Below are 811 nucleotides of genomic sequence, written 5' to 3' on the forward strand. Positions count from 1 at the left end.
TAAAAGCCAGCGTACAACACGGTGTATAATTAATTGCGGCTGAATTTCCTCACCGGAAATTCAATCTTATTAATTATCTTTCAGAAACATCGGAAAATGACTAGCGTCCTTTTCCCGCAAAAAATCATACACAAATACGTTGTGTGTCATCCTAAAAAATGATTGAAAAAGTCAAAAACATACTTAACAAAAAACATCTTTTAATAATAGGAAAGTCTGAAAAGGATAGACATAAGTTTATTAATAATTTAATAACAGACGTTAATTTCGAAACGTTTAGATTTCCTTCAAAAATGAAATCCTTTGACGATTACTTTGATTTTATAAAAAAAGAAAAACTTTATAAGCCTTGGTATAAGGCAAAAAGTTATAATATAAATCAAATCTTAGATTTCCATTGGGATTGGATTTCCGAAAACAATTCACTAATCATTATGGAGGAATTTGAACAAATGGAGGAAAGATGGAGAATCGAATTGATGAGAATTTATATAAATGAAATTGAAAATCGTAAAAAAGGAGAAAAGAAAATTCATCTAATAATTTCTCAAGAGAACGAAAATAGACTAATTGAAAAAGTTTCTAAAGTAATCCCGACCAGAACAAATGAAAGAAGAACCAATTATCAAATTGTTCAACAGAATTTAGAAACAATTAATATTTCCGAATAAAACGAACACACAACACCGCGTATAATTAATTGCGGCTGAATTTCCTATGCGGAAATTCAATCTTATTAATTATCTTTCCACAACATCGTAAAAGAACTCGTGTCCTTTTCACGCAAAAAATCATACACAAATACGTTGGC

At 29.5% G+C, this 811-nt stretch carries 1 protein-coding gene; it reads left to right on the forward strand.

Annotated features, from left to right (window positions below):
• Nucleotides 1-158: 158 nt before the first annotated feature.
• Complete coding sequence (locus ACOSP6_RS00425; RefSeq protein ID WP_422092387.1) at nucleotides 159-671, forward strand: hypothetical protein; 513 nt, start codon at nucleotides 159-161, stop codon at nucleotides 669-671.
• Nucleotides 672-811: the final 140 nt, after the last annotated feature.

This window comes from Tenacibaculum sp. MEBiC06402, assembly GCF_049239625.1.
Taxonomy (GTDB): domain Bacteria; phylum Bacteroidota; class Bacteroidia; order Flavobacteriales; family Flavobacteriaceae; genus Polaribacter.

Bases quoted from the DNA above. Each gene is read 5' to 3' on its own strand.
- ACOSP6_RS00425 (WP_422092387.1), top strand. From the start codon at position 159: ATGATTGAAAAAGTCAAAAACATACTTAACAAAAAACATCTTTTAATA.